Source organism: Nostoc sp. 'Lobaria pulmonaria (5183) cyanobiont', assembly GCF_002949795.1.
In the GTDB taxonomy this organism is placed as follows: Bacteria; Cyanobacteriota; Cyanobacteriia; order Cyanobacteriales; family Nostocaceae; genus Nostoc.
Map to the genome: position 1 here is coordinate 321899 of NZ_CP026692.1, position 22925 is coordinate 344823.

Annotated in this window: 7 protein-coding genes; all 7 read left to right on the forward strand. The window is 39.9% G+C overall.

Annotated elements, in window-relative coordinates; all coding sequences use genetic code 11:
* The first annotated feature begins 104 nt into the window (after positions 1 to 104).
* The gene (locus NLP_RS01445) at positions 105 to 5435 is read left to right on the forward strand and encodes a non-ribosomal peptide synthetase (protein ID WP_104904832.1); all 5331 of its coding nucleotides are present in this window, start codon (positions 105 to 107) and stop codon (positions 5433 to 5435) included.
* Complete coding sequence (locus tag NLP_RS01450; RefSeq protein ID WP_104904833.1) at positions 5428 to 11289, forward strand: type I polyketide synthase; 5862 nt, start codon at positions 5428 to 5430, stop codon at positions 11287 to 11289. The genes NLP_RS01445 and NLP_RS01450 overlap by 8 nt, the downstream gene beginning before the upstream one ends.
* A gap of 63 nt (positions 11290 to 11352) precedes the next feature.
* The gene (locus tag NLP_RS01455; protein WP_104904834.1) at positions 11353 to 12207 is read left to right on the forward strand and encodes a 3-hydroxyacyl-CoA dehydrogenase family protein; all 855 of its coding nucleotides are present in this window, start codon (positions 11353 to 11355) and stop codon (positions 12205 to 12207) included.
* Positions 12208 to 12226: 19 nt separating this feature from the next.
* Positions 12227 to 12475 carry an acyl carrier protein gene (locus NLP_RS01460; RefSeq protein WP_104904835.1) on the forward strand — a complete coding sequence of 83 codons (249 nt, stop codon included), beginning with the start codon at positions 12227 to 12229 and terminating at the stop codon, positions 12473 to 12475.
* 40 nt (positions 12476 to 12515) lie between these two features.
* The gene (locus tag NLP_RS01465) at positions 12516 to 13700 is read left to right on the forward strand and encodes an acyl-CoA dehydrogenase family protein (RefSeq protein ID WP_104904836.1); all 1185 of its coding nucleotides are present in this window, start codon (positions 12516 to 12518) and stop codon (positions 13698 to 13700) included.
* 3 nt (positions 13701 to 13703) lie between these two features.
* Complete coding sequence (locus tag NLP_RS01470) at positions 13704 to 14774, forward strand: HAD-IIIC family phosphatase (protein WP_104904837.1); 1071 nt, start codon at positions 13704 to 13706, stop codon at positions 14772 to 14774.
* A gap of 44 nt (positions 14775 to 14818) precedes the next feature.
* Entirely contained in the window at positions 14819 to 22717 is a 7899-nt protein-coding gene (locus NLP_RS01475) for a non-ribosomal peptide synthetase (protein ID WP_158680250.1), read from the forward strand.
* Positions 22718 to 22925: the final 208 nt, after the last annotated feature.

Genomic DNA, 22925 nt, shown 5'->3' on the forward strand with positions numbered 1-22925 from the left:
AGATACCCACAAAAACTGACTAAAAGCCTTGTTCAGTAAGGAGTGAGTGTGAGATTAATTTTGCCACTATTGTTTGCGTGCATCTGATTACGTGAGGCATAATAATGACTCAATTTTTCAATAAATTCCAAGAAATTCTCCCTCAGTGTGCGACTATCGTTGATATTCTGCGCGATCGCAGTTTCAAGATGCCGCACACACAAGCCTTTACTTTCCTTGAAGATGGAGAAACTCAGGAATTAACCCTGACTTACCATGAATTAGATCGGCGTAGTCGGGCTGTAGCAGCTCAACTCCAAGCTCTTGGTTTGAGTGGAGAACGTGCCATATTACTGTATCCTCCTGGACTGGATTACCTAACAGCATTTTTCGGTTGTCTATATGCTGGGGTAGTGGCAGTTCCAGCTTATCCACCTCGCAATCAACGTAAAACGCCCAGAATACAAGCTATTAGCAGAGATGCACAGGTAAGTGTTGCTCTCACTACAACAGCAATGCTTCCCATATTACAATCAATACTCACACCCGAAACAAAACAGGGAAATTTTCACTGGCTGACAACTGACAACATAGCACAGGGTATAGAAGATTCTTGGCAACAACCTGCAATCAATGGGGATACCTTAGCCTTTCTACAATACACATCAGGTTCTACAGGCACGCCAAAGGGAGTCATGCTCAGTCATGGCAATCTGCTGCACAACGCCGCTGTAACTTACCAAATGATGGAACATTCACCCAGCAGCAAGTTTGTATCCTGGCTGCCTGTTTACCATGATATGGGGTTGATTGGTGGGATTTTGCAACCTTTGTATGGTGCTTTTCCTTGTATCTTAATGTCTCCAGCATCTTTTTTACAACGACCTTACCGCTGGTTACAAGCTATATCTCACTACAAAGGCACAACGAGTGGTGGTCCCAACTTTGCTTATGAACAATGTGTTCAAAGGATTACTCAAGAACAAAAAGAAACTCTCGACTTAAGTAGTTGGAATGTTGCGTTTAATGGTGCTGAACCAGTCCGGCGAGATACTCTTGAGCAGTTTGCAACCACCTTTGCTGAGTGTGGCTTTCATCAGGAAGCATTCTACCCTTGTTACGGCATGGCGGAAGCAACTTTGATAGTTTCTGGTGGGATCAAAACAGCCTTAGCCCCAGTAAAAACTGTAGACAAATCTGCACTTTCACAGAGCCAGATAGTTGAAGCAACCGCCCAGAGTCAAGATATCCAAAGCTTTGTCAGTTGTGGTGAAACTATTCCTCAACAGCAGATTGTCATTGTTAATTCTGAAACACTAACTCGCTGTTCATCAGATGAAGTTGGGGAAATCTGGGTATCTGGACTGAGCATAGGTCAGGGTTACTGGAATCGAACAGAAGAAACAGAGGAAACATTCCACGCTTATCTGAAAGACACAAAAGAGGGGCCGTTTTTACGGACTGGTGACTTAGGCTTTTTGGACAATGGTGAGCTTTTCATTACAGGTAGAGCAAAAGATTTAATTATTATTCGCGGTCGTAATCTTTACCCGCAAGATATCGAATTAACCGCCCAAGGCAGCCATCTTTCCTTACGTTCCGGTGCTAATGCAGCATTTACACTAGAGGTGAACAACGAAGAAAGGCTAGTAATCGTACAAGAATTAGAGTTTCGCGCCAAGCCAAATTTAGCAGAAGTAGCTAGTGCAATTCGGCAAGCGATCGCCCAAGACCATGAAGTACAAGTTTATGGTGTAGTTTTAATAAAACCAGGTAGTATACCTAAAACTTCTAGCGGTAAGATTCAACGTCGTGCAACTCGCACTCAGTTTAAAAATGGCGAACTGAATATAGTTGAAAGTGACATTCTCAAAATTAGTGATATTGCCAGAAACGAAACTCAATTACAGCGTTCTGAACTGTTGGCACTTTCCCCAAGGGAGTGTCAACCAGTTTTAGAATCATATCTGATTGAACTCTTGGGGCGAGTACTTTCAATTGCAACAGATGATATTAATCTTGAAGAACCATTAAGCACGCTGGGACTTGATTCCTTAAAAGTATTTGAGTTGAAAAACCGGATTGAGCTTGATTTAGAAGTAGAAGTATCGGTAGCAGATTTTTTTGAAGGGATAAGTGGGCGATCGCTAGCTACAAAGATCCTTGCTCAAATGACAACAGACGCAATACGCTCAATATCCCTTACTCAACAAGAGAAAAACACATCCATTTATCCTCTATCTTTTGCCCAGCAGGGATTATGGTTTATCAATCAGCTAAGTCCCGATACTCCTACATATAGTATTCCTATAGTTATTAACTTCAAAGGTTGTATAAACTTAACAGCCTTAGAGGATAGTATTAACGAGATTATTAGACGACACGAAGTCTTACGTACAAGCTTTACAATGTCAGATGGACAACCCATTCAAGTTATCAATCAAGCTGTACCTTTAACTTTAGTGGTTGAAGATTTGCGTGTACTATCAGAAAATGAGCGTACCCAAGAAGCCCAACGTTTGGCTATAGAATTCGCACAGCAGCCATTTGACTTATCTGCTCAATCACTTTTGCGTAGTAAAATTTTACAATTAAATGATAAAGCTTATCAATTGCTGGTGACTCTGCATCATATAATTGCAGATGGTTGGTCTATTGGTATTCTGATTAAAGAACTAGGTGCACTATATGATGCATTGTCAACAGACAAACTTTCTCTGCGACACGCTACGCGAACACCACTTCCGGAATTAACTATTCAATATGGAGATTTTGTCAATTGGCAACGAAAATGGCTTGATGGCGAGCGTATTCAACCTTTATTGGCTTATTGGAAACAAAAATTGCAGGGTGAGCTACCTGTACTGAATTTATCAACAGACCGTGCGCGATCGCCAGTTAAAACCTTCACAGGCGGTCAAGCGAAATTAATTCTTTCCCAAACTCTGACAAAAGAGCTAAAGAATTTAAGCCGTCATTCGGGAGTAACTCTGTTTATGACCTTGCTTACAGCCTTCAAAACCTTGCTGTATCGCTATACAGGTCAGACCGATATTTTAGTCGGTTCGCCAATCGCCAATCGCAACAGAGCAGAAGTTGATTCATTAATAGGATTTTTTGTCAATGTTTTAGTATTGCGTACAGACCTATCTGGCGACCTAAGTTTTCAGGAGTTACTAGCACGAGTGAAGTCTACAGCTTTAGAAGCTTATGTTCATCAAGACTTACCTTTTGAGAAGTTAGTAGAAGAACTAAAGCCAAATAGAGACTTGAGTTACAATCCACTATTTCAAGTGATGTTCGTTCTCCAGAATGTGCCAAAACCTAGTCTAAGCCTATCAGATGTATCAGTTACTTATGAAGAGGGCTACAACAGGACATCTAAGTTTGATTTGACATTGTTTATGGAGGATTCCGAGCAAGGGTTGGTTGCAACTTGCGAGTACAACATGGATTTATTTAATGCAGATACCGTTACTCGGATGCTGGGACACTTCAAGACTTTGCTAGAAAGCATAGTTAGCGATCCCCAACAACGCATTTCAGACTTGCAATTACTTACATCATCTGAACTAGAGCAATTATTAGTTGAGTGGAATGATACTAAGACAGACTACCCACAAGATAAGTGCATTCATCAACTGTTTGAAGCACAAGTAGAAAAAACACCATCTGATATTGCTGTCATATTTGAAAACCAAGAATTAACCTACCAGGAGTTAAACAACCGAGCGAATCAACTAGCACACTACTTACAAAAACTAGGGGTGAAGCCAGAAGTAATTGTAGGTGTCTGCATGAAGCGCAGCCCAGAAATGCTGATTGCATTGTTGGCTATTTTAAAAGTAGGCGGGGCTTACGTACCCCTAGACCCAGCCTATCCCCAGGAACGCTTAACTTTCATGGTAGAAGACAGTCAGACTAAGGTGCTGCTGACTCAAAGCCATCTAGTTGAATTGTTTGCTAAATCGAATGTGCATATTGTTTGGATTGATAGAGATTCACAATTACTTAGCCAACAGAGTAGAGAAAATCTGTTTAGTCAAGTAAAATCCAATAATCTAGCTTATGTCATTTATACTTCTGGTTCTACTGGTGTACCAAAAGGTGTTGCTATAGAACATCAAAGTTGTGTTGCTTTATTAACATGGTCAAGAGAGATTTTTACAGATAATGACCTTGCTGGAGTTTTAGCATCAACATCTATTTGCTTTGATTTGTCAGTATTTGAACTGTTTGTTCCCCTGAGTTGGGGTGGTAAAGTGATTCTTGTCGAGAATGCTTTGCACTTACCCTCGTTGGTTGCTGAGGTAAGCTTGGTTAATACAGTCCCAAGCATCATTGCAGAATTACTACAAGTAGATGGTTTACCTGCTTCCGTTAGGACGGTTAATCTTGCTGGTGAACCACTGCAAAATCAACTTGTGCAGCAAATTTATCAAAACGATCGTATTCAGAAAGTTTTGAATCTTTACGGACCCTCTGAAGATACAACCTACTCTACATTTGTTCAAGTAAATAAGGATAGCAACGTAACTATCGGTCGTCCCATTGCCAATACACAAATTTATCTGCTTGATACTAAGTTGCAAGCAGTACCAATTGGTGTCCCAGGTGAAATTTATATTGGTGGTGCTGGTTTAGCTAGAGGCTATTTAAACCGACCAGAGTTAACAAAGGAACGGTTTATATCTAACCCCCTCAATGATAAACTTGAATCACGGCTATATAAAACTGGAGATTTAGCTCGTTATTTACCAGATGGAAATTTAGAGTATTTAGGGCGAATTGATCATCAGGTTAAAATTAGAGGATTTCGGATTGAGTTAGGTGAAATTGAGAATGCATTGCTCAAACATCCAGCAGTGCGGGAAATTGTAGTTTTGGCGCGAGAAGATAAACCACGTGTTCAAAAATTGGTGGCTTATATTGTTCTTTTACCAGACCAAACACCTACAATTAGTGAACTACGAAGCTATCTCAAAGAACTACTACCTGAATATATGGTTCCTGGTGTTTTTATCTTCCTAGACACCTTACCACTTTTACCTAACGGAAAAGTAGACCGTCGTGCTTTACCTGTACCAGAAGCCTTGCGTCCAACATTGACGACTACCTATGAAGTACCCCAGTCGGAAATCGAACAGCAGATAGCAAAGCTTTGGCAAGAAGTGCTACATCTAGATAAAGTGGGTATTCATGATAATTTCTTTGACCTTGGTGGGCATTCACTACTGATGATTCAGGTTAATCATAAACTGCGTGCAATTTTGCAGCGAGATATATCAGTTGTCACCATGTTTCAGAACCCAACTATTTACTCCCTGGCGCAATATTTAAGTCAAAAACAACAGCTTTATTTTACAGGAACACGCCATCGCGCTCAAAAGCAAATTGAGGCTATCAATCGCCAAAAGCAGTTATTGAGTAAACAAGGTAAAAAGAATTATGAATAATACTACAAATAATTATCTCCTAGAAGGTATTGCTGTTATTGGGATGGCTGGGCGCTTTCCTGGTGCAAAGAATGTTTCCAGTTTTTGGCAGAATTTATGTGATGGAGTTGAGTCCACTTCTGCGTTTACAGATGCAGAATTAATCGCCTTTGGAATTTCACCGGAACTACTCAGCGATCCTAATTATTTAAAAGTTGGAGCAATATTAGAAAATATCGATTTATTTGATGCCTCATTCTTTGGTTTTAATCCTAAAGAAGCAGAAATTACAGATCCGCAGCATCGTTTGTTTTTAGAATGTGCATGGGAAGCACTAGAAAATGCTGGTTATGCTTCCCAAAGCTATGAAAGTAAAATTGCTGTTTATGCTGGTGCTAGTTTAAATAATTATCAATCATTTAATTTAAACCACGATCAAATTGGGTCAGGGAATACTTTCCAGAAAATGATCGGTAATGATAAAGATTTTCTTGCTACTCGCGTTTCCTATAAATTAAATCTCACTGGTCCAAGTTTAACGGTACAAACAGCTTGTTCTACTTCCTTGGTTGCAACTTCTTTAGCTTGTCAAAGCTTATTGAATTATCAATGCGATATGGCTTTGGCTGGTGGAGTATCTGTTCGGATTCCCCAAAAAACAGGGTATTTGCATCAAGAAGGAGGAATTTTATCACCTGACGGTCACTGTCGTGCCTTTGATGCCAAAGCAAAAGGAACAATTATTGGTAATGGTGCTGGAGTAGTAGTTTTAAAGCGGTTAGCTGACGCGATCGCCGATGGTGACAATATCTATGCTGTAATAAAAGGTAGCGCCATCAATAATGATGGTTCTGGTAAAGTAGGTTACACAGCACCAAGCGTTAACGGACAAGCAGATGTAGTAGCGGAAGCACTGGCTTTAGCTGGGGTAGAACCTGAAACCATTAGCTATATAGAAACTCACGGTTCAGGAACTGTCTTAGGCGATCCGATTGAAATTTCTGCTTTAACAAATGTTTTTCGTGAAAGTACCGATAAAAAGGGATTTTGTGCAATTGGTTCAGTCAAAACGAATATTGGTCATTTAGATGCAGCAGCAGGGGTTACAAGTTTAATCAAAACTGTTTTGGCTCTCAAACAAAAACAAATACCCCCTAGCTTAAATTTTGAAGAACCCAATCCTGAGATTGATTTTGCCAATAGTCCTTTTTACGTCAATACCAAGCTGAGGGAATGGAAAACTACTCATACTCCTCGCCGTGCAGGTGTGAGTTCTCTGGGTATAGGTGGGACTAATGCTCACGTAATTCTAGAAGAAGCCCCGACTCTTCCAGAATCTAGCCCTTCTCGTACTTGGCAGTTATTAGTACTTTCAGCAAAAACAGACTCAGCATTAAAAAGTACTACTGTCAATCTTGCAGATTACCTAAAACAGCATCCTGATTTAAACCTTGCAGATATTGCTTACACGTTGCAGTGTGGACGACAAGTTTTTGAGCATCGGCAGACAGTTGTTTGTCAAGATATTGCAGATGCGATCGCTGCACTTGAAGATCCAAAGCGCTTACTTACCAGTGTTCCAGAAACTGAAGAACGTCCTCTAGCCTTCATGTTTCCAGGGCTGGGTACTCAATATGTCAACATGGCTCTTGAACTTTACCAAGTTGAACTGACATTTCAAAAACAAATTGACTACTGTTGTGAATTTCTCAAACCACTTCTAGATAAAGATTTGCGAGATGTCCTATATCCCAATAGAAACAGTGAGAATGACACTCAGCAAAAACAAAACACTGTTACTGCTGGGCTAGATTTGCGAAAAATGTTAGGTCGTGGGGGAGAACAAGCAGATATATACACTCAAAAACTCAATCAAACTTATCTGACTCAGCCAGCTATTTTTGTCATTGAGTACGCCTTGGCCCAGTTGTGGATGTCATGGGGAATTCGTCCAACGGCTATGATTGGCTACAGCATCGGTGAATATGTTGCGGCTACCCTAGCAGGGGTGTTGTCTATTGAAGATGCTCTGACTCTCGTCGCTAAAAGAGCACAAATGATTCAGGAATTACCAAGTGGCGCAATGTTGGCTGTTCCCCTTTCGGAAGAACAGGTGCATCCTCTGTTGAATGAGAATCTTTCTTTGTCAGCAATCAACGGTTCCCAACAGTGCGTGATTGCTGGAGTCATAGACGCTGTGGATGAATTAGAAAGCAAGTTGACTCAAAAGGGATTAGCCTGTCGGCGTTTGCAAACCTCCCATGCCTTTCATTCAAAAATGATGGATGCGATCGCACAACCCTTCACCGACTTGGTAAAAACTGTCACCCTCCATCCACCCAAAATTCCCTATTTATCTAATGTCACGGGAACTTGGATTACAGCGACCGAAGCTACAGATCCCACATACTGGGCAAAGCATCTATGCGAAACTGTGCGTTTTGCAGATGGAGTTCAACAATTGTGGAAAAAACAAAATCCGATTCTGTTGGAGGTGGGATCGGGACAGACACTAAGCAGTTTAGCTTTACAGTGTTTGGATAACGGTTCCTCTACAGATCAAGTTATACTACCCTCGCTCCGGCATTCCTACGAGCGACAGTCAGATTTAGCTTTCTTGCTTAAGACATTAGGTCAGTTGTGGCTCTCAGGAGTCCAGATTGATTGGTCGGGCTTTTATGCTGCGGAGCGCCGTCATCGCCTTCCTTTACCAACTTATCCCTTTGAGCGCCAACGTTACTGGATTGAACCACAACAACTATCACCTTCATTCAGACAGTTTCACCCAAGACCAACAGCATCAGAGCTTTGGAAATCTCTGGTAGAAGTTGCACACATACAAGCGATTCAAGGGAGCTTAGAATTTGACGACCAAACTTATCGAGCCAACGAACAATGGTTAGATCGTTTATGTACTGCTTACATGAGCCTTGCTCTGAAGCATTTAGGTGCATTTAGCGATCTAGCCAAAAAGTATTCTCTTGAGGAATTATTTGAGCAATGTTCTATTATTCCTAAATACCGTGAATTGTTGTGTAGATGGCTGGAAGTACTGGTAGAGGAAGGTCAGTTACAGCAAGAAGAGGGCCTATTTACAAACTTTTTACCATCATCCACAGACTATATCAATACTCTTTTAGAAGAAGTCAGAGTCAGATGGGCAGATACACCTCAAAATATAGATTTGATCCAACTATTTGGTGAAAATCTGGTAGCTGTGCTTACTGGTCAAAAAGAACCATTGGAGTTGCATGTTGCTACATTAGTCAAGCAAGGAGAAATTTATCGAGAAAACTTGCCCTCCGAGGTTTACTTCAGAGACATTATGCGAGCAATGGTGGAAAAGCTGGCAATGACTTTACCCGCAGACGTGAACCTCAGAATTTTAGAAATCGGCGGTGGAACTGGGATTGCCACGGCAGAAATACTACCTATGTTATCATCCCCGCAAACAAACTATACTTTTACCGATGTGGGCGGTTTTTTTGTCAAAGAAGCCAAAAATAAGTTTAGTGCCTATCCTTTTGTCCAATATGGCTTACTAGACATCGAGCGATCGCCACAAGAGCAGGGGTACAATAGCCACAGTTTTGACGTAGTGGTAGCTGTCAATGTATTGCACACAATCCGCAACATCAAAGAAACCCTTCAGTATGTTCACTCTTTATTAGCTCCTGGAGGCTTCTTACTGCTCTGGGAGATCACTCAACCTAAACGAGAGTTTGACATGATTGACGGTCTGCTCATGAATCCCATAGAGGATCAAGAAGGTAGCCGCAACATGGGTAATCCATTTTTATCAAAGGAGCAGTGGCAGGAAGCACTAAACTCCTGTGGTTTTGTTGAAGTGGCGGCTTTGTCTGAATTGGAAGCCTTTGGAGAACATATCTTTGTTGCTCAAGCTTCTTCGTCAGCAGCATTATCAGCACCAACAGCATTTACAGCTTTAGTCGATCAAAAAGATATTGACAAGATGCCTCAAGTCTTGTCACATAAAAAGCCGGACATTGCCGACTGGTTTTATATTCCCTCCTGGAAACGCTCAATGCCGCCTCAGCCTTTTAAATTGACTCAGCCAAGATGCTGGTTAGTATTTCTTGATGAGTGCGGCTTGGGTATCCAAGTAGTGAAGCGACTCAAACTTGAGAACCAGAATATTATTACCGTCAAGATAGGAGAGCAATTTAGTAGCGAGAGCAAATCTTCTCCAGATGGACTCGATCAACACGCATACACGATCAATCCTCAACAACAAGATGACTACCACACTCTACTCAAAGAACTTTGCGCCCTGGACTTGATCCCAAAAACAATTGTTTATTTATGGAGTGTTACACCACCCGATCGCACAGAATTAGGACTTGAATCGTTAGACTCTCAAGATTTAGACTTTTATAGTTTGCTATTTCTAGCACAGGCAATTGGAGAACAAAATCTTACAGATTCCCTTGAAATTGGAATCGTTTCAAATAATATACAGGAATTAACAGGCGAAGAGGTGCTGTCTCCAGAGAAAGCGCTAGTTATTGGGCCCTGTAAAATCATTCCGATGGAGTACCCAAATATCAACTGTCGTAGTATTGATGTCGTTATTCCCGAAATAGAAAGTTGGCAAAGCGATAAACTCGTAGACCAGCTACTGACAGAACTCACTACTCAACTACCTGATCAAATTATCGCCTACCGTGGTAATCATCGGTGGGTGCAAACCTTTGAGCCAATCCGACTGCATGAAGTTGTTGAAGAAAAACCACGCTTAAGGGAAGGGGGAGTTTATCTAATTACGGGTGGATTAGGAGGTGTTGGTCTAGTGCTGGCCGAGTATCTAGCACAGACCGTCAAAGCAAAACTGATACTAACTGGGCGTTCAGTTTTTCCCGATCGCAACCAGTGGTTACAATGGTTATCCACTCATGATGAATCCGACAGCATCAGCTGTAAAATCCGAAAATTACAAGCGATCGAGGCATTAGGTGCGGAGGTATTGGTAGTCAGCGCCGATGTTACTAACTTACAACAAATGTCGGCAGCGATCGCTCAGGCAAATAATCGATTTGGTCAGATTCATGGCGTGATTCATGCCACATTAGTTCTAGAGGGAGGTCTTATTCAACTAAAAACAAAAGAAGCAGCAGCCAGTGGTCTTGCGCCGAAAGTAAAAGGAACACGAATCCTTGATATTCTCTTTAAGAATGCCAACTTAGACTTCTTTGTACTCTGTTCATCAAGTAATATATTTAAACCTATAGTGGGTATGGTGGACTACATTGCTGCAAATGCCTTTATTGACACGTTTGCTCATTACAGTGTCTCTAAACATGGCAGATTTACCAGAGCCATTAACTGGGATAGATGGAGCGATATAGGGAGAGCAGTAGATGTTGACTTACTATATAAAGCGAAAACAGGAAAAGAGATTGCGCCAGGAATGACACAAAAAGAAGGCGTTGAGGTATTTAGACGGATTCTTTTGAGTAGTATGGTGCCTCAGATAGTTGTGTCAACACAAGATTTGCTGACTGAGGTTGAGCAGAAATTTTCCTTAGAAGTCCTAGAGAAAACCAACATATCTAAATCGGTATACCAAAGGCCTCAATTGAGAAATGCTTATGTTGCTCCTACCAGCAAGACCGAGTCTAGGATTGCTGATATCTATCAAGAGTTACTAGGAGTTGAGCAGGTAGGTATTCATGACAACTTCTTTGAGTTAGGAGGAGACTCATTAATAGGAACTGTACTAATTTCTCAGCTTCGTAAAAATTTCCAGGTAGAACTATCAGTTCGTTCACTATTTGAGGCACCCTCTGTATCTGAATTGGCTATACTTATTGAAGAAATAATCATAGAGGAGTTAGAAAGACTATCTGAATTTTAAGCTAATTTAAGTTTGGAAAAGCTTAAATAAAAATCATGATAATATTCGCTTCTAGGATTAATTATGAACATTCAAACAGTAGGTGTTGTTGGTGCAGGGGTAATGGGAGTAGGGGTTGCACAAAACCTCGCTCAAACAGGTCATAAAGTGGTTCTTGTAGATATTTCTGAAAATATCCTGGATAAAGCTAAACACGAAATCAGAAATAATATCCGCTTTCAGGGTTTTTTCAAAAAAAATGACAACACACAAACTCCAGATAGTATCCTCAGTAAAATAGAGTTTTCAACATACTATAAAAGTTTAGAAAATGCAGATTTTATCATAGAAAATGTCACAGAAAAATGGGATATTAAAAGAAAGGTTTATCCCCTACTAGATTCTATTTGCCTCCCAGATTGTGTATTTGCTGCTAACACATCAGCAATTCCCATTACCCGCATAGCTTCAGTCACCAAGCGTGCCGAGAAAGTTGTTGGTATCCACTTTATGAATCCTGTACCAATGAAGCCAATGGTGGAGATGATTCGCGGCTATCATACCTCTGAAACAACAATTGAAACAGCAAAAAAAATGTTGGCTCAGATGGGTAAAGAATACATCATTGTCAATGATTCACCAGGTTTTGTTTCCAACCGCGTGTTGATGTTAACTATTAACGAAGCTGTTTTTCTATTACAAGACCAAGTTGCTACAGCAGAAGATGTAGACAAAATCTTTAAAGGCTGTTTTGGTCACAAAATGGGGCCCTTAGAAACAGCAGATTTAATTGGGCTAGACACAATTTTATTTTCTATCGAAGTCTTGTACGAAAACTTTAACGATAGCAAGTATAGGCCATGCACCTTACTCAAAAAAATGGTGGATGCAGGGTTGCATGGTAGAAAAAGTGGTAAAGGGTTTTACGTATATCAATAAATAGGAAATATCAAGACTAATGAACGAAATTCAAACTAAAATCAAAAATTTTCTCTCAAAATTTTTTGGCAATCATAATTTACAACCAGATGAAGACATTTTTGCTCTAGGTTTTGTCAATTCTATGTTTGCTATGCAACTTGTTTTATTTGTAGAACAAGAATTTAAGATTGCTATTGAAAACGAGGACTTGGAATTTGAAAATTTCCGTACAATCAACTCTCTCACCAATTTAATTGAACGTAAAACTGCTATTTTCGTGCAGTAATAAAATATAAATTGCCATTTTATGTGGCAAAAATGGTACTATGAAGCTGGAACTGTCTACTCAACAAAAAAACGCTAAGGCTGAATTTAGAGCTTTTGTTAATCAGGAAATATGCCCTGATGCTGGCGAATGGGATAGGAAAGAATTTACCCCGCCAGAACTAATTAAGAAAATAGCTCAACGTGGTTTTCTCGGTGCTATATTACCCCAAGAATATGGCGGACAAGGAATGGACATGATTACCTATGGCATTCTCAACGAGGAAATTGGACGGGGATGTTCTTCTGTGCGGAGTTTGCTGACAGTTCACAACATGGTGGCTCATGCTTTGTGTAAATGGGGTAATAAATCTCAAAAACAGTATTGGCTTCCTAAATTTGCATCTGGTGAAACTATTGCTGCTTTTGCGTTAAGCGAACCTAATATAGGTAGCGATGCTAAAAGTGTAGAAACAACAGCAACACTTGCTGGTGATGTTTATTTCTTAAATGGGCAAAAGAAATGGATTACCTATGGACAAATAGCAGATGTATTTTTGGTCTTTGCTAAATGTGAGGGAAAACCCACTGCTTTTTTAGTTGAAAAAAATAGTCCTGAACTGTCAGTAAAACCAATGTCTGGGATTTTAGGTGTTAGGGCTTCAATGTCAGCAGAATTGCACTTTAGTAACTGTCAGGTTTCTTTAGAAAATTTAGTAGGTAAACTGGGTTTTGGATTTTCCTACATTGCTGCTACTGCACTTGATTATGGTAGATATAGTGTGGCATCAGGTTGTGTAGGTATTGCTCAAGCTTGTTTGGAAGCTTGCATCAAGTATACAAACGAACGAAAACAGTTTGGCGTTTACCTTAAAGAACATCAATTAATCCGCCAAATGATTAGTCAGATGATCACTAACGTGAAAGCAGCAAGACTGCTGTGTTATCAAGCTGGTTATCTCAAAGATATTAACGACCCAAACTCAATTTTAGAAACTTCTATTGCTAAGTACTTTGCATCTACAGTAGCTACTAAAATAGCAAATGATGCTGTGCAAATTCATGGTGGCAATGGTTGTAGTAGTGAGTACCCAGTGGAAAGGTATTTACGTGACTCTAAAATCATGGAAATCATTGAAGGTACTACTCAAATTCAAGAAATTACTATCGCCGACTCAGGTTATCAAGATTATCTTTTTTCAACTGTTACTACTGGCTTTGAAAAGAAATTAGCAAAGAAAAGTTAATATATGATTAGTAGCCAACAACAAGACGTAAATAGTAAACAAAAAGACAAAAAAGTTATTAAATGTGTCGTTTGGGATTTAGATAATACCCTATGGCACGGAGTTTTGCTGGAAGATGATAAAGTCTCTGTGCGAGAAAATATAGTAAATCTTATTCAGACTTTAGATAGTCGTGGTATCATACAATCTATAGCTAGTAAGAACGAATATACTACAGCAATAGCTAAACTAAAAGAGTTTGGTTTAAAAGAGTATTTTTTATATCCACAAATAAATTGGAACTCTAAGGCTGCTTCTATCAAAGAAATTGCTAAATCTCTTAATATTGGGATGGATGCTATCTCTTTTATCGACGATCAATTATTTGAACTAGAAGAAGTAAAATTTTCTTTACCAGAAATCCTGTGTATAAACGCAGATGAGATAGAGAACATTTTAGATATGCCTGTCATGAATCCACGTTTTATTACGGAAGATTCACAAATCAGAAGATTGATGTATGCTAGTGATATTGAGCGTCAAAATGCAGAAAAAGAATTTGTTGGCACAGCAGATGAATTTCTAGCTACTCTCAATATGAATTTCACTATATCTTCTGCTAAAGAAGAAGACTTGCAGCGTGCAGAAGAATTAACACTACGAACCAACCAATTGAATACAACTGGTTATACTTATTCCTACGATGAACTCAATCATTTTCGCCAATCAGACAACCATAAACTGCTGATTGCAAGTCTGGAAGATAAGTATGGTAGCTATGGTAAGATAGGTTTAGTTCTGATTAAATGTGAGTCTAATTTATGGACAATCAAGCTTTTGCTAATGTCTTGTCGCGTCATGTCGAGGGGAGTTGGGACAATAATGATGAATCATATTATGAGTCTAGCTCAAAGCAATAATGTCCATCTTTGTGCAGAGTTTGTACCAAACGATCGCAACAGAATGATGTATATATCTTATAAATTTGCAGGTTTTAAAGAGATTAATAATAATAGTAACTTGGTTATTTTTGAAAATGATTTAACTCGAATTCAACCTGTACCTTCCTATGTAAATTTCCAAGTAATTGCTTAGTTTGTTTTTACTAAAATAGTGATAAAAATTATAAATATAATATTATGGATAGCAAAACAGATGATATTATTAAACGACGCTCTAAGCTCTCACCTGCTAAACAAGCAATTTTAGAAAAGCGCTTACAGGGTGAGAGTGAGCCTGATATTCAACAAATAGTTATTCCTCGCCGCACTCAAAAAAGTCCAATTACTCTGTCTGCACCCCAGCAGCGATTATGGTTTCTCCAACAGTTAGAACCCCAAAGTTCTATTTACAACGAATTTGCGTGTATACAATTAAAAGGTGTTCTGAATTGTGCAGCATTAGAGAAAAGTTTTAATGAGATTGTAAAACGTCATGAATCTCTGCGTACTTCTTTTGAAACTTTGGATGATCAACCAGTTCAAGTAATTCATCCCACCTTGAGTGTAGAATTGCAAGTGGTGAATTTAAGCAACTTACCGCAAGCATTGCAGGAGGCTGAAGTTGAGCAGCTATCTGCTGAAATTGCTCGAAAGCCTTTTGACTTAGCATTCAGTCCATTGCTGCGAGTGATGTTATTGCAGACTAGTGAACAAGAAAATTTATTGTTGTTAGTTGTTCACCACATTGTCTGTGATGGCTGGTCGATACAAGTGCTTAACCAAGAATTAGCAGTATTATATGAAGCTTTCTCTGCTGGAAAATCTTCCCCACTTTTAGAACTGTCCATTCAATACCCAGACTATTCTATTTGGCAGCATCAGTGGTTGCAAGGTGAACGAGAAAAAACTCAACTTTCTTATTGGAAGCAGCAATTGGCAGATGCTCCAACCACTTTGTCCCTGCCAATAGACCGTCAGCGACCTCCAGTACAAAGTTTCAAAGGAGCAGCTAGATTTTTCAAGCTATCATCACACTTGAGTGATATGGTGAGGTCTTTGAGCAGACAGCAGGGAGTCACCCTGTTTATGACTTTGTTAGCGGTATTTCAAGCACAATTGTACTGCTATACAAGTCAAGAAGACATCTGCATTGGCTCTCCAGTTGCTAATCGGAACCATACTGGTATTGAAGGGTTAATCGGTTTTTTTGTCAATACTCTTGTGTTTCGTACTGACCTTTCTGGAAACCCAAGCTTTTTAGAATTACTTGGTCGAGTACGCGAAGTATGCATAGGAGCTTATACTCATGCAGACCTGCCTTTTGAGCGATTAGTGGAAGAACTACACCCTGAGCGAAATCTCAGTCATACGCCGCTGTTTCAAGTAACCTTTGCTTTGCAGGAAGATACTAAAAAAGATTTGGTGCTACCTAATCTGACTCTAAAGTGGCTTCACAACAATAGTGAAACAGCAAAATTTGATTTAACACTATATGTAGTAGATTCAAAGCCAGAACTTTGGGGATGGTGGGAGTACAATACAGACTTATTTGATGCTGGAACTATTGAAAGAATGGTAGGGCATTTTACTAATTTGCTTGAGGGTATTGTTACCCAACCGGAAAATCGTTTGTCGGAGTTACCGCTATTAACTGAACCTGAGCGTCAGACTCTTTTAGTTGACTGGAATGATACAACTACTGATTTTCCCCAGGATAAATGTATCCATGAATTGTTTGAAGCGCAGGTAGCAAGAACGCCTGATGCTGTAGCAGTAGTGTTTGAAGACCAACAGTTAAGCTATCGGGAACTAAATCAACGAGCTAACCAATTAGCGCATTACTTACAAAAGCAAGGAGTCAAACCAGAAGTATTGGTGGGGATTTGTGTAGAGCGATCGCTAGATATAGTCATCGGACTATTAGCCATCCTTAAAGCCGGTGGTGCATACATTCCACTAGACCCTAGCTATCCTCAAGAGCGATTGGCATTTATATTAGAAAATGCCCAAATATCAGTGCTGCTAACTCAAACTTCCCTTGTTGAAGCAATCCCACAACAGAAATCTCAAGTTGTTTGTTTAGATGCACATTGGTATTATATTGCTCAACAAAGCAAAGAAAATTTATTCTCGGAAGTCACTCCTGATAACCTAGCTTATGTGATTTATACCTCTGGTTCCACAGGCAGACCAAAAGGTGTAATGATTAAACACGCTAGCACAGTTGCAATGTTGGATTGGGCAAATAAAACCTTTGAGATTGAAGCTAAAAAAGGAGTTTTGGCATCAACCTCAATTTGCTTTGACCTTTCGGTGTTTGAGATATTTGTTCCTTTGTGTTGCGGTGGTAAAGTGATTTTAATCGAGAATGCACTATATTTACCAACCTTGTCAACATCTGAGAATGTAACCTTAATTAATACCGTCCCAAGTGTGATTTCACAGTTACTAAGAAATGGCTGCATTCCCACTTCAGTGAAAACTGTAAATATTGCAGGTGAACCACTCTATAATCAACTCGTACAAGAACTTTATCGGCAGGAGAATATACAACAAGTTTTTAACTTGTATGGTCCTTCGGAAGATACAACTTATTCAACCTCTGCCTGGATACAAAAAGGTAGTAGCAACACACCATCTATTGGTCGTCCAATTCACAATACACAGATTTATTTATTAGATAAAAATTGCCAACCTGTTCCTGTAGGTGTACCTGGGATGTTGTATCTTGGTGGTGCAGGTTTAGCCCGTGGTTATTTAAATAAACCTGAACTGACTGCGAATAAATTTATTCCCAATCCCTACACAAACCAGCCAGGAGAAAGGTTATATAAAACAGGAGATCAGGCACGCTATTTACCAAATGGAGAAATAGAGTACATTGGTCGTATTGACTATCAAGTAAAAGTTCGTGGTTTCCGCATTGAATTGGGAGAAATTGAAGCACTTATCCACCAATACCCAGCAGTTAAAGAAACTGTAGTTGTTGTAAGTGAAGATTCGGGAGATTCTAAACGTTTAGTCGCTTATGTAGTTCCTCAAACAGAACAAACACTGACAATTTCTAAGCTACGCGATTTCTTAGAGTCAAAGTTGCCAAGCTATATGATACCAGGGACTTTTATCATATTAGAGGCGCTCCCACTTACACCTAATGGTAAGCTTGACCGGAAAGCGCTACCAATTCCTGAATTAACACAGATATCATCATCGAATATTATTCTTCCTACCACACCAATAGAGAATTTATTAGCAGGTATTTGGGCAAAAATACTTGGTATTGAAAAAGTAGGTATTGATAACAATTTCTTTGAATTAGGTGGTCACTCATTAATCGCCACTCGCGTGATGTCCCAAATTCGCCAAGTATTTCAAATAGAACTGCCTTTACGTTGTTTATTTGAAAAACCGACAATCGCAGAGTTAGCCAAAGAAATTGAAACAACCAACAAAGCAGGCTTAGGAATTGAAACAACAAAGATTGAGCCGATAGTGCGATCGCCACAATTACCGCTATCATTTGCTCAACAGAGGTTATGGTTCCTAGCTCAATTAGAACCAGACAGTTCATTCTACAACATACCTGCGGCTGTTCGCCTGAAAGGAGAATTGAACATCAAGGCGTTACAACAAAGTTTAAACGAAATTCTACGCCGCCACGAAGCATTGAGAACCAATTTCCAGACAGTTGAAGGGCAAGCAATAGCTGTGATCTCTGAAGTAAAGCCCTTAAGATTACCAACAATCGATATTAGCGAACTCCCTTTAGCTCAACAAGAAGTTGAAATCAGGCAACAAGCTGCACAAGAGGCACAACAGCCCTTTGACATCAGCAGCGATTATTTACTGAGAGTAAAACTATTACGTCTGGATGAACAAGAACACATTGTACTACTGACAATGCACCACATTGCTTCTGACGGTTGGTCAGTTGGCGTACTAGTGCAAGAGTTAGCAACACTTTATCCATCCTTCTGTAATCATCAACCCTCACCATTACCTGAACTACCAATACAGTATGTAGACTTCGCCGCTTGGCAACGACAATGGTTAGAGGCAGAAGTATTACAATCGCAGATATCCTATTGGCGACAACAGTTAGAAGATGCACCCAAAGTATTAGAGTTACCCACTGATTACCTCAGACCAGCAATTGGGACATTTCGAGGTGCAACCTATTCATTTGAGCTATCATATGAACTGTCTGTAGCCCTGAATAAATTGAGCCAGCAGCAGGGAAGTACCTTATTTATGACGCTGTTAGCAGCTTTCCAAACACTGCTATGGCGTTACACAGGGCAAGAAGATATTGTGGTTGGTTCACCTATCGCCAATCGCAACCGAGCAGAGATAGAAGGGTTAATTGGATTTTTTGTCAATACTTTGGTGCTGAGAACTAACTTGACAGGTAATCCTAGCTTCGAGGAACTACTCAAACGAGTGCGGGAAGTCGCATTAGGAGCTTATGCTCATCAAGATTTGCCGTTTGAGTTGTTAGTTGAACAACTACAACCACAGCGAGATTTAAGCCATACACCACTGTTTCAAGTGATGTTTGTGCTTCAGAATGCACCGATGTCTGCCTTGGAGTTGCCTGATTTGACTTTGAGTCCTGTAGAAAGTGATAGCAATACTGCTAAGTTTGATTTGACTCTTTACATGAGTGAAACCGAGTCAGGATTAGTTGGTAATTTAGAATATAATACTGATTTATTTGCGGAAAATTCCATACAAAGAATGGCGGCTCATTTGCAAACGTTGCTGTCTGGAATTGTGACAAATCCACAAGCAAGTTTGTCGGAATTATCACTGCTAACCCAAACTGAGAAACACCAATTACTCCAAGAGTGGAATGATACAGAAGTTGAATATCCTCAACAGCTATGCATCCATGAATTGTTTGAAGTACAGGTACAAAAAACACCTGATGCTGTAGCAGTTGTGTTTGAAGATGAACAGCTAACTTATTGGGAACTGAATACTAGAGCAAATCAATTGGCGCATTACCTGCAACAACTGGGAGTAAAACCAGAGGTATTAGTGGGGATTTGTGTAGAGCGATCGCTTTACATGATAATCGGACTATTAGCCATTCTCAAAGCAGGTGGAGCATATGTACCACTAGATCCTAGCTATCCCAAAAAACGCTTGGCTTATATGTTAGAAGACTCTCGACCAGGTCTATTGTTAACACAACAGCACTTAGTAGAAAATTTACCAACAAATCAAGCTCAAGTAATTTGTATCGATAGCGACTGGCAATTAATCGCTGATGAAAACAGAGAAAATCCTGGGTGTAACATCACAGTTGATAACCTTGCTTACGTCATTTACACTTCAGGTTCCACAGGAAAACCGAAAGGTGCAATCAACACCCATCAAGGAATCTGCAATCGCTTACTGTGGATGCAAGATGCCTACCAATTAACCGCAGCAGATTGTGTGTTGCATAAGACACCCTTCAGTTTTGACGTATCTGTGTGGGAATTTTTCTGGACGTTGATGACAGGTGCGCGGTTAGTAGTAGCTCAACCAGAAGGTCATCGAGATCCCAGCTACATAGTTAACTTGATTCTACAGCAGCAAATTACGACCTTACATTTTGTCCCATCAATGTTGCAAGCATTCCTGTCAGCAGAAGGATTAGAAAAATGTCAGTCTTTGGTAAGAGTCATAGCCAGTGGTGAAGCATTACCAGTCCAACTACAACAGAGCTTCTTTAATCGACTTGATGCCCAACTGTATAATCTCTATGGACCAACAGAAGCGGCTGTAGATGTGACTTTTTGGCAGTGTCAGGATAATTTGACCAACCAAACAACAGTTCCGATTGGGCGACCAATAGCAAATATTCAAATTTATCTACTTGATAAGTATTTTAATCCTGTTGCTTTTGGTGTAGCAGGTGAAGTTTATATTGGTGGTGTGGGAGTAGGTAGGGGTTACTTAAACCGCCCCGACTTGACAGCAGAAAAATTTATCCCCAATCCTTTTAGTGATAAAGCAGCAGGGCGTCTTTACAAAACAGGAGATTTAGCACGCTATCTACCAACTGGAGAAATAGAATACATTGGTCGGATTGACCACCAGGTGAAGATACGTGGTTTCCGCATTGAGTTGGGAGAAATTGAAGCGCTCATTACTAAACATCCCGCAGTCCGAGAAACTGTAGTTGCAGTTTATTGTTCACAAGCAGATTCTCAACAAATAGTCGCCTATATAGTCCCACAAAAAGAGCAAACACTAGTAATTCCCAAACTACGTAGCTTCCTTGAGTCAAAGTTACCAAACTACATGATACCAGCAACTTTTGCCACATTAGAAGCACTACCACTGACACCCAATGGTAAAGTTGACCGTAAGGCATTACCTGCACCTGATACAGCACGTCCAGAACTAGAAAAAGCTTTCATCGCACCTCAGACGACCGCTGAAAAACAATTGGCTGTTATCTGGACACAAGTACTAGATTTGGAAAAAGTAGGTATAAACGACAACTTTTTTGAATTAGGAGGAGATTCTATCCTCATTCTTCAAATAGTATCCAAAGCAAACCTTGCGGGGCTGCACCTAACTCCTAAGCAATTATTTCAACACCAAACCATAGCAAAACTAGCTGCTGTAGCTGGCACAACTCAGAAAATTTCAGCACAACAAAACCTAATCACTGGTTCGCTAGAGTTAACACCTATTGAGCATTGGTTTTTTGAACAAGAGCAACCAGAACCACACCACTGGAATCAAGCGGTAATGCTAGAAGTCAAACAGCGCATTAACCCTGTAGCTTTAGAAAAGGTAGCAGAAGATTTACAAAAGCATCATGATGCTCTACGTTCGCGATTTATAAAAAAGGAATTAGGTCTTCAAGCGATTATAGTCAGTCCTGACAATGTAATACCAACAACATATTTAGACTTGTCAGCACTACCAAAAGATCAACAAGTGGCACAGATGGAAATAATGTCAGATCAGCTACAAGCCAGCTTGAACTTGACACAAGGACCATTATTCCGAGTTGCTATTTTTGACTTGGATGCAAATCAACCAAGTCGTTTACTTTGGGTGATTCATCACTTAGTTGTTGATGGAGTTTCTTGGCGAATTTTGATTGAAGATTTTCAAACAGCTTACGAGCAAATTTGTCAAAACAAAGCACTACAACTGCCACCGAAAACAACTTCTCTCCAGCAGTGGTCTAGTTATCTACAAGAGTATGCACAATCGTCTGCATTGCGTTCGGAGCTAGAATACTGGCTGACAATAGAGCAGCAACCTGTTAAGCCTATACCCATAGATTTTAGCTATGAGAACAATCTAGAAGAATCTGCTTGTACTTTGACTGTATCGCTGACTGCGGAAGAAACTCAAGTTTTATTGCAACATGTACCAGCAGTTTATCAGACGCAAATTAATGATGTGTTGTTAACTGCACTTGTGCAAACATTTAGCCAATGGACAGGAGAAACTTCATTACTAATTGACTTAGAAGGGCATGGTCGAGAAGAACTGTTCGAGGATATAGATTTATCGAGGACGGTGGGTTGGTTCACAACTATCTTCCCGGTACATCTGAGTCTCAATAGTGCTTTCGACTCACCAGGAAAAGCCCTCAAATCAATTAAAGAGCAGCTCAGGGCGATTCCAAATCGAGGTATTGGTTATGGAGTGTTGCGCTATCTCAGTGAAGATATGGAAATTAGCCAACGATTCAGTCGTTTGCCAAAAGCGGAAGTGGTTTTTAATTATCTAGGACAGTTTGACCAAGTTTTACCACAATCGTCTTTATTTGGCTTTGCTACCGAATCGACCGGTCCGAGTAATAGTTTGCAAAGCAAACGAAATCACTTGCTGGAAGTTAACGGTGGTATTTCTCAAGGACGTCTGCAAATAAACTGGACTTACAGCAATCAGTTGCATAGTCAAACCACAGTTGAAACTCTTGCTCAAAGCTTTATTGAGGCATTGCGAGTACTGATTACTCATTGCCAATCTCCTGATGCAGGAGGCTTTACCCCTTCCGATTTCGCTGAGTTTCAGCAAAGCCAATGGGAGCAATCCGATCTTGATGCCATCACAGCTGTCATCGGAAATATTTGACTTAATCATTTTTCTTTTGCTTCTAAAAAGGATTTAAATATGAAACTGAATGAGCAAAAAATATCACCAAAACAGATTTTGATTGAAGCAAAAAGAAAATTTTAACATGAAATTGCAGAGAAAGGAATGCAATTATTTACTCCGGCAATTCATACATTCTCTATAGAAGAAAAAATAGATTATCAAATTGCAACTATAATCAATAATT

What these genes read in the sequence shown, in the direction of transcription:
- NLP_RS01445 (WP_104904832.1), top strand. Translation starts at nt 105, where the DNA reads ATGACTCAATTTTTCAATAAATTCCAAGAAATTCTCCCTCAGTGTGCG.
- NLP_RS01450 (WP_104904833.1), top strand. Translation starts at nt 5,428, where the DNA reads ATGAATAATACTACAAATAATTATCTCCTAGAAGGTATTGCTGTTATT.
- NLP_RS01455 (WP_104904834.1), top strand. Translation starts at nt 11,353, where the DNA reads ATGAACATTCAAACAGTAGGTGTTGTTGGTGCAGGGGTAATGGGAGTA.
- NLP_RS01460 (WP_104904835.1), top strand. Translation starts at nt 12,227, where the DNA reads ATGAACGAAATTCAAACTAAAATCAAAAATTTTCTCTCAAAATTTTTT.
- NLP_RS01465 (WP_104904836.1), top strand. Translation starts at nt 12,516, where the DNA reads ATGAAGCTGGAACTGTCTACTCAACAAAAAAACGCTAAGGCTGAATTT.
- NLP_RS01470 (WP_104904837.1), top strand. Translation starts at nt 13,704, where the DNA reads ATGATTAGTAGCCAACAACAAGACGTAAATAGTAAACAAAAAGACAAA.
- NLP_RS01475 (WP_158680250.1), top strand. Translation starts at nt 14,819, where the DNA reads ATGGATAGCAAAACAGATGATATTATTAAACGACGCTCTAAGCTCTCA.